Annotated in this window: 12 protein-coding genes; 4 read left to right on the top strand and 8 right to left on the bottom strand. The window is 65.6% G+C overall.

Going from position 1 to position 15,276, the window contains the following annotated elements; all coding sequences use genetic code 11:
• Positions 1-9: 9 nt before the first annotated feature.
• Both DFR67_RS00195 and DFR67_RS00190 read left to right on the top strand, forming a co-directional pair.
• A complete protein-coding gene (locus tag DFR67_RS00195; RefSeq protein WP_110467439.1) occupies positions 10-1,209 on the top strand; it encodes an MBL fold metallo-hydrolase in 1,200 nt (399 codons plus the stop codon).
• A gap of 7 nt (positions 1,210-1,216) precedes the next feature.
• Entirely contained in the window at positions 1,217-2,038 is an 822-nt protein-coding gene (locus tag DFR67_RS00190; RefSeq protein ID WP_110467438.1) for a hypothetical protein, read from the top strand.
• Between the two features lie 3 nt (positions 2,039-2,041).
• Here DFR67_RS00190 and DFR67_RS00185 read toward each other — a convergent pair whose 3' ends face one another.
• Positions 2,042-3,193, bottom strand: coding sequence for an endonuclease/exonuclease/phosphatase family protein (locus DFR67_RS00185; RefSeq protein ID WP_146240335.1), 1,152 nt, complete (start codon positions 3,191-3,193; stop codon positions 2,042-2,044).
• A gap of 8 nt (positions 3,194-3,201) precedes the next feature.
• On the bottom strand, positions 3,202-5,175 hold the full coding sequence (locus DFR67_RS00180; RefSeq protein WP_110467826.1) for a phage holin family protein: 1,974 nt from the start codon (positions 5,173-5,175) through the stop codon (positions 3,202-3,204).
• A 37-nt stretch (positions 5,176-5,212) separates the two neighbouring features.
• Between DFR67_RS00180 and DFR67_RS00175 the strand changes: the two genes are divergently transcribed.
• Positions 5,213-6,010 (top strand): MBL fold metallo-hydrolase, encoded by a 798-nt coding sequence (locus DFR67_RS00175; RefSeq protein WP_425451221.1) that lies wholly within the window; start codon positions 5,213-5,215, stop codon positions 6,008-6,010.
• Position 6,011: 1 nt separating this feature from the next.
• Here DFR67_RS00175 and DFR67_RS00170 read toward each other — a convergent pair whose 3' ends face one another.
• From DFR67_RS00170 to DFR67_RS00155, 4 genes are all read right to left on the bottom strand, one after another.
• The gene (locus DFR67_RS00170; protein ID WP_110467435.1) at positions 6,012-8,393 is read right to left on the bottom strand and encodes a Tex family protein; all 2,382 of its coding nucleotides are present in this window, start codon (positions 8,391-8,393) and stop codon (positions 6,012-6,014) included.
• An 87-nt stretch (positions 8,394-8,480) separates the two neighbouring features.
• The gene (locus DFR67_RS00165) at positions 8,481-9,068 is read right to left on the bottom strand and encodes a PepSY domain-containing protein (RefSeq protein ID WP_110467434.1); all 588 of its coding nucleotides are present in this window, start codon (positions 9,066-9,068) and stop codon (positions 8,481-8,483) included.
• Positions 9,069-9,199: 131 nt separating this feature from the next.
• On the bottom strand, positions 9,200-10,561 hold the full coding sequence (locus DFR67_RS00160) for an ATP-binding protein (protein WP_110467433.1): 1,362 nt from the start codon (positions 10,559-10,561) through the stop codon (positions 9,200-9,202).
• Positions 10,554-11,228 carry a response regulator transcription factor gene (locus DFR67_RS00155; protein ID WP_110467432.1) on the bottom strand — a complete coding sequence of 225 codons (675 nt, stop codon included), beginning with the start codon at positions 11,226-11,228 and terminating at the stop codon, positions 10,554-10,556. Before DFR67_RS00155 ends, DFR67_RS00160 begins: the two co-directional genes overlap by 8 nt.
• Positions 11,229-11,386: 158 nt before the next feature.
• Between DFR67_RS00155 and DFR67_RS00150 the strand changes: the two genes are divergently transcribed.
• Entirely contained in the window at positions 11,387-12,694 is a 1,308-nt protein-coding gene (locus DFR67_RS00150) for a TerD family protein (protein WP_110467825.1), read from the top strand.
• Between the two features lie 10 nt (positions 12,695-12,704).
• Here DFR67_RS00150 and DFR67_RS00145 read toward each other — a convergent pair whose 3' ends face one another.
• The gene (locus tag DFR67_RS00145) at positions 12,705-13,469 is read right to left on the bottom strand and encodes a VOC family protein (protein WP_110467431.1); all 765 of its coding nucleotides are present in this window, start codon (positions 13,467-13,469) and stop codon (positions 12,705-12,707) included.
• Positions 13,470-13,558: 89 nt separating this feature from the next.
• Positions 13,559-15,196: a hypothetical protein gene (locus tag DFR67_RS31345; RefSeq protein ID WP_158539861.1), complete on the bottom strand. Its 1,638-nt coding sequence runs from the start codon at positions 15,194-15,196 to the stop codon at positions 13,559-13,561.
• Positions 15,197-15,276: the final 80 nt, after the last annotated feature.

The raw sequence follows: 15,276 nt of genomic DNA, 5'->3' as shown, positions 1-15,276 counted from the left end.
ACCGAGCGGATGTCCACGGGCACCATTCACGAGATCACCGGGGATCTATTTCTCATCGAGGGTCACCATCCCCACACCCTGTGGGATGACCCAGACCTTCCGACCATCGCCATCTACCGACGAGGCCCACGGCTGTACCTACTCGACAGCGGCGTCGGTGAAGATCAATACCGTGCGATTGTCGACGTCGCGGGTCGTTTCGACGGGATCGAGGAAGTGTTGTTGCTCAACAGCCACGGACACGTGGATCATCTGGGCAACAACCATGTGTTGCAGTCCATCAACGTTGCTCGGCGACGACACTTCATACCGCGTGCGGCGCGTCCCGCGCTCGACTACGAGGCCTTCTTCGCAAGGATGTACAAGTCAGGCATTCCCTACTTCGACTACCTCGCCGGACTCGACCTCGACACTGATCGGATCGCCGACCTACTGCGATCCCTGGGGGCGTCGCCGGCGTTGACCTCCGACGACGTCGCGAGCGTGGGGGAAGAGCTCGCTGCCCTCGGTATCAGCCGGGCACTCGGCGCGTTCATCCCCTCCTTGGTCGTGGACATTCTTCTGCAGACATATCCCGAGGTGTGCCTGAGCATCGACACCATGACCGACTATGAGGAACTCGGCCCCGCCCAAGCCATCTCGATCGGAAGCACCGAGTGGACCGGGTGGTCGTTCACCGACGACGCGGGCGCTATCGAGGTCCAGGTGTTGCAATCAGGAGGTCACTCGGCCGGTGGGGTTGTCTTCTTCCTGCCCGCACGTCAATTTCTGATGCTGGCCGACGAGACATCTGCACTGCCGATCTGGACCGACTCGAATCCGCACCACACCGCCCAGACCGCATCACGGGCGATACGCATGATCGACGAAGGTCATCTGCAGCAACTCTGCGCCGGCCACAAACCCATGCTGCCCGTCTCGGGGGACGCAGCACGCGCCCAGCTGCAGCAGATCGTTGACGTCGGCGTCGAATTCACTCGTGCCGTCAATGCCGTCATCGAGCGCAACCCTGGTGGGCTGTCCGTCGATGACCTCTACGATGTCCTCATCGCGGAGGCCACGCCGAACTCCGTGATCACCATCTCGGCCGGCCTGCAGTTCCCTGTTTTCGCGACGTTTCTGAAGTTGACGCTTCTCAACCACTGCCGCCTGGAAGCGTATCCGGTCGGCACCGACGCCCTCGGCCGTCCGACCTTTCGTCCTCGCTGAGCTTGTGATGCAGCTGCACTCCGACCCGACTTTCGATCGACTCCTGCTGCGGTCACTGTCGGTGGCTGCCAACGGGTTCGCCGACGCCACCACCATCGCAGGCGCCGGGGCCCGGGTCGCGCCCGGTGATGTGGTGTCGTGGGAACGATACTGGCGCCGCGCAGGCGACCGCGCCATCGAACGCGCCGATCAACGGTTGGCCGTCGACGACGTGGCCGGAGCACGGCGGACCCTGTTGTGCGCATCCTGGGCATACGGCCAGGCAGCGCATTTCTATCGGGCCGATCCGGCCTGCGAGACCTGGCGTACGAATCGCGCTTCTCAGATCTGTGCGTTTCGGGCGGCGATGCCGTTGCTACCCGACGAGTGTGAAGTTCTCGTGGTGCCGGGGCACACGAGTCCTTGCGACGGCTATCTGTTCGGTCGAGCAGATCCCGGCGGCACCTACGTCGTGATCCCGGTCGGGGCCGAGGAGTCGGCCGAAGACGCCTACGCACTGTTCGCACCGACCGCCGGTGTTGTGGGGGTGCGTTGCCTGGTGATCGATCTTTCCGTGGACGCCGACACGGCGATGATGGAGGCGGCCCTGAACTGGTTGACACTGAGAACATCTCGGGTATTCGTGCTGGGCTGGAGCGCGATGGCTCCGCGCGCGGTGGCTGTCGTTCGCCACCGTCAAGGGCTCCGAGGTGTCCTGTGTTGTCCGGACGCCGCTGATGTCGTCGCAGTGTGCGCGCTGCTCCCGGAACTCCGGTGCCCGTCGATGTTGCTGCCTCCGGCTTTGTCGGTGCTTGCGGGCTTCAGCTGGATGGCGTCAGCAGTGACATGAGAGTCACGTGCGAAGTGTGAGCTCGACGACGACCGGCGAATGGTCACTGGCCGGAACCGCGCCTTTGGGCGTATCCAACTTCTGAGGATTTTCGGCGGCGAAGTGGTCGGAAACATATACCCGGTCACTGTTGGGTGGTGCGCCCGCAGTCGCCTCGGTCATCCCAGCTGCCGCGAAAACCTCGTGTTCCCTGTCGAATTCGGCCGAACCGTCGCGTACATTGAAATCGGCCCCGAAGATCGTCGGGCCCATCCACGTCTCGAGGGTCGCGACTATCGGGTCCACCTGGCGGCGCGGCTCGTCGACACCGTCGTGTGGCGGACTGAAATGTCCCGACAACACCCTGATCGAGTTGTGGCCGGCGGTGCGGATCATGACGTCGGTGGCGACGCGTGGCTGGTACTCGATGACACCGCCGAAAGGCAGTTTGCGTCCGCCGAGTCTGGGCGTGACGACACCGGCCCACGCGTCGACGGTCGCCCGCAGGCGTCGCCCCGAGTCGTCGCCGAGCACGTCGCCGATGCGCAGACTCCGTGCGTCGGTGATGAGGTTGCCGTTGAACGTCAGGACGCCGGTCCCCTCCCGTCGCCCGGTGCCCTTGTCGATGGCCGGCGACATCACGGCCCCGTCGGCATGCAGTCGCTTCGCCAGTTGACGAAGTGTGTCGGTGTAGTTCGACCGAGTGGCGAAGTGATCGAGTTCCTGCAACAGCACTACGTCAGGGTTCTGTTGTCTGATCGTGTCGGCCAGGTGAGCCAACGTCGTCGGGGTAGCGAAAAACTTTCCCGGTCCGCCCATTCCGCCGTGGACGTTGAACTCCATGACGCGCAGCCGCTCGTCGGCCACCGGACGCGCCACCGTGGATGTCGGCACGTGAGCCCCGGCCCCGATGCGGCCTCGCATATATCCACCGACCAGACCTGCCGCCGAACCAGCGAGCGCCCCTGCTCCCCCGCCGACTCCGGTGATGCCGCCGATCATGGCACCCACTGCGGTACCTGCGACGAGAGGCGCTGCGTAGGTGCGCACCACGGCGCCCACCCGATCGATCCCCGCCGGCTGATGGTCGGGCGCGTCCAGCGTGGGCAGTCGTGGCCCGTTGGCGACGGGCGAACCCGAGACCGTGTGCACATTCCTATCGACGGATGGTCCCACATGTACTCCTAGTCGTCGCGATCGCGCCAACCGACGAGAACTGCATGCACTTGCTCGGCACCATGCAGGGGTTGCGGCGGCGTGGGTACATCGTCAGGGTAGAGGAGAAACGGCGTGCTCTGCGGTCCGCCCATTCCACCGTGCGAGCCGACCTGCTCCTCGAAGGCAGCAACCTCGTCCGTTTCCGGCCAGTAAGAACCACCTACCATGATGTCCGCGACGTTATCGAAAGCATCTGTCCTGCGGATCTTTTGAAGCGCGTCCGGACCGAAGTACGCGAGGGGGTCGACTCCGTCGACCGCACCGGTGTCGACGTCCACAGAGCCCTCGGCGCCGAGTACCACCGATCCCCCCTCGGCGCGAGCGAGCAACACGAACCCGATTCCGGGATGGACGCGCAGGGCGTCCACCAACCCCGGGCAGTCGGCGGCGATGGCCTCGACCGTCGCGCGACCCGGTAACCACGGAAAACTGACCAGTCCCAGATTGCCCGAGCCCAGGACCACCGGAACTCCTGCAGGTGTGCCGGGCTCCTGCTCCGGTTTCGGCGGACGCACGCTTGCCGCCGCGTATTCGAACCCCTCGGCTCCCGGCTTGGGGTCTGCCGGTGAAGCGAGGCCGTCGGCACCGCACAACCGCAAGACGAGTTGTTCCAGGCTCTCGTCGTAACGCTGGAGGAACGTCGCGCCCTGGCTCTGTCCGTGGTCGGAGAGCACCACGACCCGGTAGGGCCGGTCGGCCTGCTCGATCACTTTGCGCAGCATCGCGATGACCTCATCGATCTTGGTCAACACCGACAGCGTCTCGGGCCGGGAGATGCCGGAATGGTGGGACACCTCGTCGTAGCCGATCAGGTCGACGTAGATGATGCTGCGGCCCTGAATGAGGTCGCGGACGACCGCCGCCGCCGTGACGTCGGTTGCCAGCACATTCGCGAAAGCCCGCACCAGTGGATAGGACCCGCCGCGAGGAACACGGGGCCGCACGTCGGCACGACGCTGGTGCCACGCCTGCCTCAGTTCGCGCTGTATTTCGGCGCCCATACGGATCACGGTGCGCAAGGTGCTCGAGGGATCGGAGAAGTACGACGAATACCCGGCCCCGCCGCCGACCCGGGCTCCACGCATCCGGCTCACGACCAGAACGTTGTCGTCTGCGCCGCCGGTGAACAGGTTGCCACGGCTCGCTCCGTCGGTCGAGAGCAGGCCGGGGATCTCCGCACGCTCGATTTCGCGATCCTCGTTGTCCCGGGGATTGCTGAAGACTGCGATCTTCCCGGATGTCTTGTCGTACCACCGGAATGCGGGCACATTGTGGTTGGAGCCGTGCAGTATGCCGAGTTGGCTCGCACCGGTCTGGCTGCTCCAGTCTGTGTGCCATGGGATCAGCGAGTGTGTCTGCCGCACCATCGAGGCGAGTCCGGGAGTGACGCCGTCGGCGATCGCACGCCGTAGGACATCGTGGCCCAGGCCGTCGATCTGGATGCACAGTAGCCCGGGTGTTGCCCCGGAACCACTCGGGCTGTGCCGAAATCGGAACCGTTGCCTGCGTACCTGCATCAACCGGTAGGAGGTGTCCGAGCGTGACGCAATCGCCCCTCCGACAAAGGAACTGAACAGCGACAGCAGCGCCGCCATCACGACGGCATCCCAGGGTTTGTCGATCGAGGCCATCGGCACGATGTTGAGCGTCAACCACATGATCGCACCGCTCGCGAAGAAGACCAGCAAGAACAGCACGGCCGGTCCCACCCACGACATCAGCCGTACCACCGCCGGCCAGAGCACTGCGCTGAGTACCCCGAACACGAGCGCGACGACCAGTGCGGACGGCAGGGTCGACAGTGCCGGTATCCCGAAGTCGGCCGAGTGCAGTGAGATCCCGTCGAACACGGCGTCAAGGACGAGGATCGCCGCAGCGGACGAAAGCCACAACACCACGAACTCGATGAACAACCGGACGACTTTGGTTGTGGTGTGCATGGCACCCCCTTTGCTGATCTCTGGAATCGTAGTGCCCATGACCGCCATGTCCGGGGACAACGACGCAGACGACACCGGCGCGCGACCCGCTGTGCGGTGGTTCGGGCACGCGAGCGTGTTGATCAGAGATCGCGGAACCGTCGTGCTGACCGACCCTGTCCTGACCTCGCGGGTGGCGCATCTGCGACGAAGACGCGGCCCGAACCCCACCGGCGCGGACGTGCGGGCACCGGATGTGGTGCTGCTCTCGCACCTGCACGCCGACCACACGCACCTACCGTCGCTGCGTCAGCTGTCCCGGGACGTCCCGATCGTGGTGCCCGCCGGAGCTCCCGATGCCCTGGCGTCGCTGCGTGCCGTCGGCGATCGGTTGATCGAGGTGCGCGCCGGCGATGAGGTACCGATCGGCAATGTCACCATCCGAGCTGTGCCCGCCGACCACGACGGCAGACGGTGGCGCCGCGGCCCGGCGACGACGTCTGCCCTCGGATATGTGATCGCCGGCGACCGGCGCACCTACTTCGCCGGAGACACCGACCTCTATCCCGATCTGGGTGACTGGGCCTCCGACATCGATCTGGCGCTACTGCCGGTCGGTGGCTGGGGTCCCACTCTCGGTGTGGGGCATATGGATCCGGCACGAGCGGTGCTCGCCGCACAACAGGTCGCGGCCCGCCATGTGGTGCCGATTCACTTCGGCACGTTGTGGCCGATCGGCTTCGACAGGATCAGGCCCTCGCGGTTCTTCGGCCCAGGCAGCGAGTTCGTCGCGCTCGCCGACCGGGGCGGGGTGCGCGCCACCGAGATCGCCCCCGGCGACGCGCTCCACCTGTGAGTTACTTACTGAATCCCGCGTCGCGCAGCGCTTGGGCCAGCGAACCGTTCGCGGCTGGCGCGGCGGCTGCTCTACGTCCTGCGTTGTTGTCGCGCCGGGGTTGATTGCGCTGGTTCGGTTGATTCTGCTTGTCGGGCCGCTTACCGGGACGCTGCCCCGCGTTGTTCGACCGCTGTTCGGGTTTGGCCTTGCCAGCTCCGGGTTCATCGTCGAGGCGCAGCGAGAGACCGATTCGCTGTCGATCGACATCGACCTCCATCACCTTGACCCGAACGACCTGACCGGACTTCACGACCTCGTGCGGGTCGGAAACGAACTTGTTGGCCATCGCGGACACGTGCACCAGACCGTCCTGATGAACACCGACATCCACGAACGCGCCAAACGCGGCGACGTTGGTGACCACACCTTCGAGCACCATGCCGGGCTTGAGGTCGGCGACCTTCTCGACGCCTGCGGCGAAGGTCGCCGTCGCGAACGCGGGTCGCGGGTCGCGGCCCGGCTTTTCGAGTTCGGCAAGGATGTCGGTGACTGTGGGAACACCGAAGCGGTCGTCAGCGAATTCGGCAGGGCGCAGTGTCCGTAGGGTGCGTTCGTTCCCGATCAGCTCGGCCAACGACACCCCCGAACGGTCCAGGATCTTCCGGACAACCGGATATGCCTCCGGATGCACGCCCGAAGCGTCGAGAGGGTCGTCGCCTTCACGGATACGCAAGAACCCTGCGCACTGCTCGAACGCTTTGGGTCCCAGACGCGGAACTTTCAGGAGGGCCTTGCGGCTCGTGAAGGGTCCGGTGCTGTCGCGATGCGCGACGATGGCTTCGGCCAGCGTTGTCGTCACCCCGGAGACGCGGGCGAGCAATGGAACGGACGCGGTGTTGAGGTCGACGCCCACCGCGTTCACGGCGTCCTCGACGACGGCGTCCAGGCTACGGGCGAGCACGCCTGGCGTCACGTCGTGCTGGTATTGACCGACACCGATCGACTTGGGTTCGATCTTCACGAGTTCGGCCAGCGGGTCCTGGAGGCGACGGGCGATGGAGACCGCGCCGCGCAGTGAGACATCCATGTCCGGAAACTCGCGGGAGGCATACTCCGAGGCCGAGTACACCGAGGCGCCGGCCTCGCTGACCATTGCCTTGGTGAGCGTGCCACCGGACTTCTGAACGTCGGCGATCAATTCGGTCGCCAGGGCGTCGGTCTCGCGGGAGGCCGTGCCATTGCCCACCGCGATCAGCTCGATGCCGTGGCGGGCGACAAGGGCGCCGAGGGTCGCTCGGGCGGCATCCCACTGCTTCTGGGGCTGATGCGGGTAGATGACCGCGGTGTCGAGCACCTTGCCCGTGCCATCGACCACGGCCACTTTCACGCCTGTTCGGAAGCCCGGGTCCAGTCCGAGGGTGGTCCGGGCACCTGCGGGCGCAGCCAGCAGTAGATCGCCAAGGTTCTCCGCGAACACGGCGACCGCATCGTCTTCAGCACGCTTGCGCAGGCGCACTCGGGCGTCCAAGGTGGCGGTGATCATCAGTTTTGCTCGCCACGCCAGCCGGGCGGTGCCCAGGAGCCAGGGGGTGGTCGGGCCGGCCGCAGTGGTGTCGACGCCCAGCGTCTGGGCCACCATCGCCTGGTAGGCCTCGTCCTCGCCGGCGTCGAGACTCAGCGACAGCACTTCCTCCTTCTCGCCGCGCATCACGGCGAGCACGCGATGCGACGGCATCTTCTCCAGCGGTTCGGAGAAGTCGAAGTAGTCACGGAACTTCTGTGCGGCAGCACTTTTCCCGACTTCTTCGGTGCGCGGTTGTGTCCGCAGAGCACCTTCGGCCCAGAACTTCTCGCGTACTGCACCGACGAGCTCTGCGTCTTCCGAGACCCGCTCGATCAAGATGTGGCGTGCGCCCTCGAGCGCCTTGTCCACATCGGGAACCTCACCCGCGACGTACTCGGCTGCCACGTCCTCCGGCACCAACGACGGGTCGGCGAGCAGCCGGTCCGCCAGCGGTTCGAGTCCGTTTTCCCGTGCGATCTGCGCCTTGGTCCGCCGCTTGGGCTTGTACGGGAGATAGATATCCTCGACCCGCGACTTGGTCTCCGCAGCGTTGAGCGCAGCCTTCAGCTCGTCCGTCAGCTTGCCCTGCTCCTCGATGGACGCCAGGACCGCGGTGCGGCGCTCGTCGAGTTCTCTCAGGTAGCGCAGCCGCTCGTCGAGCAACCGCAGCTGGGCGTCGTCGAGACTGCCCGTCACCTCCTTGCGGTATCGCGCGATGAACGGCACCGTCGAACCCTCGTCGAGCAGTCGAACAGTTGCCGCCACCTGCGATTCTGCAACAGACAGTTCCTCGGCGATACGGGCGTTCACGGACTTCACAGCTGCGATCGAATTCACCCGATGAACCCTACCCAAGGGCGCCGACAGCGCCGGGACCTGGCGGCCACCGGCGCCATCTCGCCCAAGTGGTGCTGCGATCAGCGGTCACCGCCCTACCGACAACACGCCGAAGTTCGCGTCTAGATCGACATCCACCTCGGAGCCATCGGCGAGCCGGACTTCCACGTCGAAGGCGTGCCCGGGGTCGTCGCTGCGTTCTGCGTCAGTGACCGTTCCGCCGCCGGCAGCTGCGATCGCGGCATCGGAGGCCCGCTGAAGTTCTTCGCCGACAAGATCGTCGGGGTCCACCGGTGCGGCGACCGGCGGTGCGGGGGTGGGCGCCGCGGCAGGCGCGGTCTCCTCGCCGTTCGTCGGCGCGGCATCGTCGTCATCCCGGTCGACCTTCACGACCTTGAAGCCTTCGTCCAGGGTGATCTCGTATTCGACGCCGTCCGAACCGACCATGTCCAGGTCGTAGGTGGTGACTCCGCCGTCGTCGTCCTTGTCGGCGCTGGTCACCGATCCGCCGCCGACCTCGGCGATGGCCGCACTGGTGGCCCGGTCGAGGTCGCTGCCGCTCAGGTCATCTGATTCCCCGAAGCCGTCCGTTACCGCGTAAGCGATGCCGGTGCCACCGAGAGCCAGGACTGCTGCGCTGGCGACTCCGGCGATGACGATGGTCTTCTTGGGCATGTGTTGCTCCTTCTCGATGGGGTGGTGGCATCACCTTCTCGCGCAGTCGCTGAATCCAACCTGAAGCCGCCCAGCGTGTAGTAGTCGCGAAACCCCCTCGGGCAATGGCGCAACGAATACACGCTCCGCCCTCAGCGGGGCAATCTGATCTCGAATCGCGCTCCGCCGAGCAGGCTGTCGACCACATGAACCGAACCTTCATGTGCCGCAACGATCTCAGCCACAATCGCCAGCCCCAGGCCTGCGCCGCCGGCGTCCCGGGCCCGTGATTCATCCATGCGCACAAAGCGTTCGAAGATACGCTCGCGCTGGTCCTCCGGCACGCCTGCCCCGTCGTCCTCTACGACGACCACGGCGACCGGTTCATGGCCTCCGACCACATGCGTCGAGACCGCGACTCGCCCACGTGCGTGGCGCACGGCGTTGTCGACCAGATTGCGCACGGCACGGCCGAGCATCGCCTCGTCCCCGTTTATCCGGGCAGCCTCGATCTTTGACCCGTCGATGATCAGCTCACCCGCATCGGCGCGGACGCGACTCACCTCTCGGAGCGCGACATCATCGAGATCGACCTCACGCAAGGCCAGGTGCAAAGTGGCTTCATCGGCGCGGGCCAGCAGCAGCAAGCCATCGACCAAGCCACCCATTCGCTCGGACTCGGCTTTCACCGTCGCCGCGAACTCATCCGGCGGAATCTGTCCGGGGTAGGACAACGCGACCTCCGCGTTCTGCCGCAGTGAGCTGATGGGCGAACGCAATTCGTGCGATGCATCCGAGACGAAACGCTGCTGGCGCACCTGCGATGTCTCGAGCCTGCCGAGCATGCCGTTGAGGGTCGAGGCCAACCGGTCGATCTCATCCCCAGAACCCGGGATGCCGACCCGCCGGCTCAGATCAGCGGCGGTGACCTGTTCGGCTTCCCGGCGCAACCGCTCGACCGGCCGCAACGCACGTCCGACGACGATCCAGCACGTCAGCCCGACGAAGACCACAACGACCGGCACCGCGAAGAAGAGCAGGGTTCGCGTGGCATCGACGGCATCGGCTCGGGTTTCGTCGTCGACGCCCGCCACCAACACCGTGCCGTCATCCAGTTCTTTCGTGACGATGACCAACCGCTCTCCCTCGTCGCCGTCGGACTCGGCGACTGTCACGGCAGCCGGGTCATCGAGGTCGCGGGTGGCCAGCGGTGCGGCGTCGTCGAGGTCCTCGGTCGCACCGACGACTTCGCCTGCAGATACGAGTTGCGCATACCCATCGAGGTCCGCGAGCGCAGTTGCCGCCTGCGTCGTGGACCCGGCTTGCTCCACGATCGCTTCGAACCGCGATACTTCGCTGCTGGCGGCTGATTCGGCGGAGTCACGCAGCGTGGCTGAAAGGATCATGACGAAAGCAAGACCCCCGACGACAAGCGCGAGCGCCACCACCGCCGTGGCGATGAGCGTGATGCGGGCTCGTACCGACCGCAGCCGTGGCCGCTTTTTGTCACGCATCGTCGACCACCCGGTAGCCCGCTCCCCGCATCGTCTCGATCGACGTTCGCCCGAATGGCCGGTCGATCTTGTTGCGTAGGTGGCGAATGTAGACCTCGACGATGTTCGGGTCACCGTCGAAGTCGAAGTCCCACACCGCGCCGAGAATCTCCGACTTCGAAACCACCGCATCCTTCTTGGATGCCAAGAATTCGAGGACGCTGAACTCCCGCGTGGTGAGGTCGATCGGGGTATCGGCGCGGGTCACCCGTTTGGCCGCCGGGTCGATCACCAGATCTCCGACGGTGAGGACCGTGGGGCGTTCGCCACCGCCACGTCGGATCAGGGCACGCAGCCGCGCAAGCAGCACCGGAAACGAGAACGGTTTGGTGAGGTAGTCGTCGGCGCCGGTGTCGAGGGCTTCGACCTGATCGAGGTCACCATCTTTCGCGGTGAGCATGATGACCGGCGTCCAATTCTGCGCGGACCGCAGCTGTGCGCAGATCTGGTAGCCGTTCATTCCAGGGAGCATGATGTCGAGCACGATCACCGCATAGTCGTTCTCTTGCGCCAGCCACAGTCCATCGGTGCCGTTGGTCGCGGTGTCGACTGCGAAACCCTCGGCCTGCAAACCGGCTGCGATGGCCCTGAGCAATCCGGTTTCGTCATCGACCACGAGGATGCGGATACCGATCTCCTTAGAACGTCAGGCGCGCACACGCGTACTCCACCCTAGTGTCGTCAACCATCGCTGAACCTCAGCTGAATCATCAGCCACGGCAGATATGCCACCATGGTCGAAGTCGACAGTCGGCGGGAATGCACACACGAAATGAGGCTCGATCTGTGCTGGACGTAGCCAAGGGTTCGAAGACCGACTTGTCCGACGGCCGGTACCTCGTGCGCACGCGCTCAACCCAACCGGGTCTGGTGGACATCGCAGCCGTACTGCTGAACACGAGCGGAAAAGTGCGGTCAGACAACGACTTCGTCTTCTTCAACAACCCACAAGCGCCCGGTGTGGCGCTGACCTCCGACGACAGCATCTCCATCGATCTCACCGCGGTACCGGCAGACGTCCAGAGGATCTTGCTCACCGCAAGCACTGAGGCCCAGAGCACAGACTTCGGGTCGGTGCCACAACTACAGATCGAGATCGCAGGCGACTCGCAACATCTCCGATTCGCGCCCACCGGTCTGTCCACCGAGACAGTGCTCCAGGCTGTCGCCTTCTACCGTCGCGGCTCCGGCTGGCGGATCGACGCAATCGGGCAGGGATACAGCCAAGGACTGGCGGCACTTGCCACCGAGTTCGGCATCGACGTCGACGACTCCTCCGCCCCGCCGACTCCGGAGGTTGCCGAACAAACAGCACCGGCGCCGCCATCACCCATCCAGCAGACGCCGTCCATCTCGTTCGACAAGGTGAAAGTAGCCCTGACCAAGGACTCTCCCAGCCAGACTGCACGAATCGATCTGCGTAAATCGCAAGGCGACCCCAGTTGGGTGCTGACCGTGGGTCTGGAGTGGGACGGTCGAGGCGCCACCTACGCTGACGACGGCAGGGTCACCAAATACGGCACGGGCGACCTCGACGTCTACTTCTTCTGCCGCAACGAGGAGACCAACGAGTACGTCGTCATCAGCGGCGACAAAGGTCACCAGGGTGATCTGAAGACCTGGCCGTACATGCATCACTACGGTGACAGCAAAGGCCCCGGCAAGGGCAACAAGCCTGCAGCCGAACAGGTTCGCGTACTCCCCAACGAGAATGGCGACCTCCTCGTCAACATCTATCAGAGCGTTGACAACGGTGCCGGCGCGCTGGACAAGTTCGGAAAACCACGCGTCGCCATCAGGTACGGCCGCGCTGGAAAGGACGGACTGCCGGGACCCGACGCAGATGAGATCCTCGTCTATGTCGGGAACAGCAAGAACTCGTTCTGGGCGACCGTGGCCCACATCGACGTGCAGGACGGCGTACTCACCGTCGACGGCGAGACCCGCTACAGCCGGATCGGCAGCGAGAAGATGCCGGGCCTCGACGCCAAGAGCACGTGGGTACGCGCACCCAAAGACGGTCCGCGAGGTCGGAGCAAGAAAGCGAACAAGGGACTAGGGCTGAGCAAGTACAGCGGGATGTGCCAGCCGTAGCCCCTCGCCGTCAGTTGGACGCAACCCTCCAGATGAAGCCGTCGGGATCGGTGAACTGTCCGGCGTAGCCACCGTCGACGACTCCAGCCGGGGCGGTGACCTGACCACCAGCCGAGGTGGCCGCTGCCAGCAGAGTGTCGACGTCGGCGCGGGACTGCTGTCGGCTCACCAGCACCGACGTGCCGCCCCCGCGACCCGAATCCGATACACCCGCATCTTTCGCCAACTCCGAGCGGCGCAGCAGGCCCAGCCTCGACGTACCCGCGTCGAACTCGAAGTCGATGAACTTCTTGCCGTAGTCACGGTCAACTGTCATCCCGAGCGCGGTGTAGAACGCCTTCGACGCTTTCGGGTCGTCGACGCCCAGGATGCAGACGGTCTCGGTGGGCGTCGGGGGCTCGGCTGCCGGGCCCGAATTCTTCTTCTTGTCGGTGGCGAGCTTCCAGATCGCACCGTCGGGTGCGCGGAAGACTGCGGTGAATCCGCCGAAGAAACCCTTCTTCGCGGGCTTGAGGACCTCCCCGCCTGCCGCGGCAGCAGCAGCGAGCAGAGACTCCACCTCGCTGGGCTGATCGACGATGTAACTGACGACGAGCCCTGGAAACTCCGTGCTCGCAACTGAACTCACTGCAGCGACGAGGTCCAGTTGACCTGCGCCATGCAAGTCGAGAGAGGTACCGCCGAGTGAGTATGTCGATGTGTAGAAAGCGCGTGCGTCGTCGATCGTGGGCACGGCAAGGGTCAGGATGTCCAGTGACAGCTTCCGGTTGGTCATGCGAATGACCCTATTGCTGCCGCTGTTCGAAAGCTTCTCGATTCCTGATCAGCCGCGACGCCCAGCGGGTTTCAGTGCAGCCTCACATCTCAGCCTGTCCGGTGAATGATGACGATGAAGCCGTCACCCTCGCGGGCACTCGGCTGATAGGACTCCCCTGCCACGCGTCCCGCGTCGTGATACGACTCCCCGGCGCCACCACCGCCACCACCACCGATCGATCCCGGGCTGTGTCCCCCGTCGCCGCCGTGCTGATAGCCACCACCTCCACCGCCCCCACCACCGCTGCCGACCACGGGAACGCGGGATCCATTTGCTCCGTTGCCGCCGCGATCTCGGGGTGCGTTGGCCCCCGCGCCGCCGTCGGCGTCGCCACGCTGACCGCCCTGGGCACCCGCTCTGCCCGGCCCGAAACCGGCCGAGCCACCGTTGCCGCCGTTGCGAGTTCCGTTGAAGTAGGTGTACTTGCCGGCGCCGCCCCCGCCACCGCCACCGCCACCCGCGACGATCAGTGGGGTGCCGTTCACATCGGAGACAACAGACGCTCCGCCACCGCCCCCGCCGTTGTCCGCGGCCGAACTGAATGCGATCCCGCGGCTCCCGCCCGCTCCCTCTCCGTAGCCCGACCCTGAATTGCCATTGCATCCGACCACCACGCGCACGTCGGTATTCGGGGTCACGGTCAGCGTTCCCTCGACCCTCGCGCCATAACCAGGATGACCTGAAACGCTCGGGTCCGATGGATGTCCACCTTCCGCGCCGACGACGATCGCGGTGGCCTCGGTGACCCCGCCGGGGACTCGCCACGAACTCTCGCCGCGAACGCAGGAAAAGGACTGCGCCGTGAAGTTGGCATGCAGCACGATCGATCCGGGTCCGTTGTCCTGCACGCCACCGATGGCCACCGGCCGGGCGCCGTTGCCCACGAACGAGTCGCCGGCACCGCCCCCGCCGCCTGCTCCACATCCGAGGTTTCCTGCGCCACCCGAGCCCCCGTTACCGCCGTGCCGGTAGCCGCCGCCTCCGCCGCCACCGGCGCCGCTCAGAACCGACCCGGACCCTCCCACTCCGGTACCGCTTCCTGACCGGCCCCCGCCGCCGCCGAAGCCCGGATAGCACAACAACTTCGCCCGTCGTGTGCCCTCGCTGAAAGACCCCTCGCCGTTGGAACCGCTGCCCGCCTTTTCACCGCCGGACCCACCGATGCCACCAACACTTCGTTCGGAGCCCGGCCCGTTCCCGCGGCCACCCCCACCCCCGCCGCCGCCGGCGACCACAAGTGGACGATCGCCGCGGAGGATTGCGCTCGAACCACCACCGGACGCCCCACTTTGGCCGGCCAGCGCTGTACCGCCACCGCCACCTTTGGTGTAGCCGACCCGCGGATCACGACCACCCACGTAGAGCTTGAACTGTTCTCCGTTCTGGACGGTCAATTGCGCAACGATTTGGCCGCCGCCGCCGCCTTTACCGCCGTTCGGTCGGCCGCGGTTGTCCAGTGGTGTCCCACCCTGTGCACCGGTGACCACCGCGACGATCGAGGTGACGCCCGCCGGCACGACGACCGTCGCCTGCTCACCCGGAGTCGCGTAGGTGCAACTTTGCCCTGGGCTCAGCACACAATTCGAGGCGGTTGGTGCGGCAGTGGCAGTACTCGGGGAGAGCAGAAATCCGCCGGCGAGGGCCAGCGCAGAGATCCCGATGACTGCCGTACGACTTCTGGACATGCCGCCCCCTTGAGCCCTGCTGCAGCAGAGTTGGTCCGACCCGGAGCAAATCTAACTCACAAACGTTCCACGCAGCCTGT

This window comes from Williamsia limnetica, from assembly GCF_003217475.1.
In the GTDB taxonomy this organism is placed as follows: domain Bacteria; phylum Actinomycetota; class Actinomycetes; order Mycobacteriales; family Mycobacteriaceae; genus Williamsia; species Williamsia limnetica.
This window is presented reverse-complemented; position numbering and strand designations above follow the sequence as displayed.